Source organism: Mesotoga infera, assembly GCA_011045915.1.
GTDB classification, from domain to species: domain Bacteria; phylum Thermotogota; class Thermotogae; order Petrotogales; family Kosmotogaceae; genus Mesotoga; species Mesotoga infera_D.
The window spans coordinates 1-4,624 of the sequence record DSBT01000347.1; the positions used below are offsets into that span (position 1 = coordinate 1).

At 45.5% G+C, this 4,624-nt stretch carries 3 protein-coding genes and 1 pseudogene; all 4 read left to right on the top strand.

The window, feature by feature from the left end; translation table 11 throughout:
• The coding region (locus tag ENN47_11460) for a hypothetical protein (GenBank protein HDP78771.1) at window positions 1–642 on the top strand (642 nt) is incomplete at its 5' end.
• Between the two features lie 32 nt (window positions 643–674).
• Window positions 675–2,543, top strand: a pseudogene (locus tag ENN47_11465) (indolepyruvate ferredoxin oxidoreductase).
• Between the two features lie 13 nt (window positions 2,544–2,556).
• Window positions 2,557–3,138 carry a pyruvate ferredoxin oxidoreductase gene (locus ENN47_11470; GenBank protein ID HDP78772.1) on the top strand — a complete coding sequence of 194 codons (582 nt, stop codon included), beginning with the start codon at window positions 2,557–2,559 and terminating at the stop codon, window positions 3,136–3,138.
• A gap of 6 nt (window positions 3,139–3,144) precedes the next feature.
• Complete coding sequence (locus ENN47_11475) at window positions 3,145–4,068, top strand: carbohydrate kinase family protein (GenBank protein HDP78773.1); 924 nt, start codon at window positions 3,145–3,147, stop codon at window positions 4,066–4,068.
• The last annotated feature ends 556 nt before the right edge of the window (window positions 4,069–4,624 follow it).

A 4,624-nucleotide genomic window follows, 5' to 3' on the forward strand; every position in this document is an offset into this window, starting at 1 on the left:
CAAAGTGACAAGCAAATCCACATGGCACCGCATTTCAGAAGTGATTTGAATATCTACTACGAACTTATGCACCTTTCAGAGCTTATTCCTTCCATTTATTCACTTTTGCTGTCAAAGTTGAGGTTAAGGCAATCTGAAATAGATATCAACTGCCTCTTCTGCTGTGTTCTCTTAAGCCTGACAGCTATTTTGGATGATGTTGGTTCACTCGATGCAGTTCATCTTAACCAAAGGGGGTACGAAATGGGAAGCAAAGTTCATGTGAAGGTTGAGTTCGCGGGAGGCTTCTCCGGTACGGGAATAACAGATTCCGGCTACAAAGTGAAAATCGGTCCAGATGGCGCGGTACCTTACGACCTGCTGCTATTGAGTCTGGTATCGTGCTTACATGCTACATTTCTCGATATTCTAAACAAAAAGAAAATTGACTTCACTTCTGCAGATATTGAAGTATGGGGAGAAAAGAGAGAACAAGTCCCCACCACTCTCAAAATATGCGAGTTGAAGATCGGGATCAAGGGAGTAGATTTGTCTCACAGAAGTTCGGTCGAGAAGTCTTTCGAACTTGCAACAAAATACTGTTCAGTATACAAGACCGTCTCCAGCGTGGCAGAGATCGTCTGGGAAGTGAATTTTGACTGATAGGCGACAATCTTGTCGAGAGGTGGGATATTATGAAAAAAATGGGTGAGATGCTCTCGTCTTCAAACAGCGGTTCAGAAATCATGATGGGAAACACCGCGGTTGTGAGAGCAATGCTGGAAGCGGGAGTCAGGGCGGCAACTTCATATCCCGGCTCTCCCACTCCAGAAATTGCAGCTGCAATAGCTTCGATTCCCGCGGAAAGAAATCCTATGTACTTCGAATTTTCAGTAAACGAGAAGGTTGCCACCGAAGTTGCCTTTGGAGCTTCTATAAATGGTCATCTTTCGTGTGTATTCTTCAAGAGCGTGGGACTAAACGTGGCCGCCGATACTTTCGTTCAACTCTCTTTGATGGAACTCATCGGAGGCATGGTCGTTGTGCTAGGTGATGATCCCGGAGCGAATTCATCCCAAAATGAACAGGACAATCGTCATATAGCTCATCTTTCCTACGTACCAGTTCTCGAACCCTCAACTCCTTCAGAAGCCTACTCGATGTTTCTCGAAGCGGCGAAACTTTCGCAACAGATGCATATGCCTATTATCGTTAGGCTTTCAACTCACGTGTGCCATGCCAAAGAAAGGGTATATTTTGGAAAGCTGAATCCTCATGACCGAGATAATAGGCCGAAATTCAGAATTGAAAATGGGCCGTATATTCCAATTACTGCCGATGCTCTGAAAATGAAACGAAGAGCACTAAAAAAACTCGAAGAATTCCGAAGAATCGCTCAAGATTCTTATTTAAACAGAGTCATAGAAGGAACTGACACTTCAAGAGGAATAATAACAGCTGGTGCTCCCTACCTATCGCTTCTAGATGTCATCGGCTCGACGGATTCCCGGCCCGACATCCTCAAATTAGGAATTGTTCACCCACTTCCAGAAAGGGAAATTGTCGATTTTCTCTCTTCTCACGAAGAGGTCAAAATACTTGAAGAGCTTGACAATATAATCGAGAAAGAAGCCAAAGCCCTCGCCTATGACAACAAGCTGAAGACCAAAATCATCGGTAAGCTGGACCTTGAAGATTGGATCTGAGAATACACTCCTGATAAGGTTGAAGAAGTCCTGTCAAAAACCTGGCGAGATCTTGTTGAACCTTCCAAACCAAAAATTGAAGGAGTTGAACTGGCGCCAAGACCGGCACAGATGTGCCCGGGTTGCGGCCACAGATCGGCATTCCATTCAATAAAGAAGGCACTGAAAGACTCTGACATCACAGTGGCAGATATCGGATGTCACACACTTGGTTACCTGGAACCTTACAGAATGGGCCAAGTGCTACTCTGCATGGGTCATTCAAGCGGCACGGCTTCCGGTCTTTCCCTGTTCAACAACTCCAGAAGAGTTGTGGCTTTTCTCGGAGATTCAACTTTCTTCCACACAGGATTGCCGGGCATAATCAACGCCGTTTTCAACAAGCACAATTTCACGCTGATAATTATGGAGAATGGCACAACAGCCATGACGGGCCATCAAGATCATCCGGCTGTCGGTCGCAATTTTAGAGAAGTGACTCAGAAAGTCCCTGTAAGACAGGTTCTGGAGGGGCTTGGAGTAGAGAATATTCGGGAAGTCGATACTTACAACCAGTCAAAGTTAACTCAATACGTTGAAGAAGCTCTTGAAGAAGAGGGATTCAAAGTGATCATTGCAAAGCATCCCTGTATGCTGAAGTTTACAAGGGAACTTCGGAGAAAGGGCCGACCTCTTCCGAACCCTGTCCGGGTAAGCGAGAAATGCAATCGAAAATACGTTTGCGTCAGTAACTTCGCATGCCCCAGCTACCAGATAACCGACGATGGCTCAATATGGGTTCAAAAAGATCTCTGCATCGGAGACAGATCGTGTATTCAGACGTGCCCTTCAGAAGCAATTGTCCCCGATGACAAGTGAAGGATGTGAGAGGATGGAGAAATTTGACATTTACATCACTGGAGTTGGTGGTCAGGGAATAGGATTGCTTAGCGAGGCATTGCTTAGAGCAGTTGATCACTCCGGACAAAGAGCTATAGGTGCCGATACCCATGGATTGGCACAGAGAGGTGGAATGGTTTCCTCTCACCTCAGAATCGGGAGTGGCGTTAACTCCGTTCTGATCATGAAGCATACTGCCGACATGGTAATAGCCCTTGAACGTCATGAGGCTCTTCGGGGTATGGTGAATTACTTGAAAGAAAAAGGAACTCTTGTATACTATGACACCGTCTGGCAGCCATTGGATGTGAGACTGAGAAAAGCTAGGGAGATCAAGAACGAGGATATCGAAAGAGAATCCGGCAAGAGAGACGTAAGGGTGATTCGGGAACTTGAAGAGGATTTGAAGGATGCTCGAATGCAAAATGTGGTGTTAATGGGAAGAATAGCCTGCGATGGTCTTATTCCCGGAGTTTCCGTTGATCACTACGAACGTTCTCTCTCGGACCTTATGGATGGAGATCTTCTGACGAAGAACCTTAAGCTTTTCAGAAGACTTTCTGGACGAGCGTAATTGAATATGGTTTTCGATGCTGCAGTAATCGGAGCCGTTGGAATCGACACAAACGTCTATCTATCCGGAAACGAGGTTGATTTCTCGGTAGAAACGAGTTTCGGGGAGAATCTAGACTGTATTGGGCAAGCCGGAGGATATTCATCACAAAGTCTCAGAAGACTCGGCCACAAAGTCTGTTTCATAGGTTTTGTGGGGAAAGACTATTATGGAGAACACATCCGGGAGGTCCTCTTCGATCAGGGTATCGATACCTCTCTGTTGGGAATCGATCCGCTGGGAACAAAGAGAAGCGTAAATCTTATGTACAGGGACGGGGGACGAAAGAATTTCTATGACGGAAAGGGATCTATGATCCTTGAAGTCGACACAGAAGCCGTTGTATCCTATCTCTCTGGAACAAAGCTGGCTCACATCAACATCGTCAACTGGACCAGAGATCTCCTTAGGCCTCTAAAGAAGGCCGGGCTCACTCTGTCGATAGATATTCAAGACGTCATCGATCCAGACGATTCCTACAGAGAAGATTACGTTAGAGAGGCCGATGTACTGTTTTTTTCTTCAACAAACTTTAGCGACCCCTCCTTCCTAATCAAAAAATACCTCGGGATTCGAAGCGATAGAATCGTGATCTGTGGATTGGGAAGTAAAGGCTGTGTGGTGGGTAATGAGAAAGGAATCGAACATTTCGATCCTATTGAACTGGCCGAGCCAGTCGTTGACACAAATGGCGCAGGCGACAGTCTCGCAGCAGGGTTCCTGTCCAGTTATTTTCTCGAAGGGTATTCTATGAAAGAAGCTGTTTTAAGAGGTCAGATAGCGGCCCGGTATTGTTGCACAAAGAAAGGGGTATCTTCGGAACTGATAACAAAGGATCATCTTGATCTGCTTTTCGAAGAAAAAAGCAAAGCTTCGGAGCAATCGACGTGAATGCGCGGCAAAGATCTGTATCATATGACAAAATGCCGGCTTAGCGCCGGCATTCTTTGACTCTATTCAGGTCTTACATCTGGAAAAATCAGAACATCCCTGCTGGGAGAGCTCTCGAAGAGAACCTCATTTGTTGTGTAATCAAGTACGACTACCCGGTGCAGACCTTCAAGATCTGTCTCGGTGAAGTATATGAAACTTCCTTCTATCTTCAAAGAAGGCACCGGAGCATCCATAAACAAAGCCCTGTCGGAGACTATTTTGTCTTCGCCCGTATTAGGATCAAAAACGTGGAGTGAATCGTATGAGAAATCCATGTACTCTTCAGGGTATTCGAAGTAGATGATCTTGTCATTATCTCCAAATCCAGCCCACAAAGCTGGGGCATCTGTGTCCAAGACAGACTCGTCTTCAAGTCTCACGATATTTCCATCATAATCGATTGCGTACATTTCTTCATCAGACAAGAAAACAAGATCATAGTAACTCTCGAGCGCTTCTATAACCTCTCCCGATTCCACATCTATTATCGAATAGACATCCCATCCAGTCGATA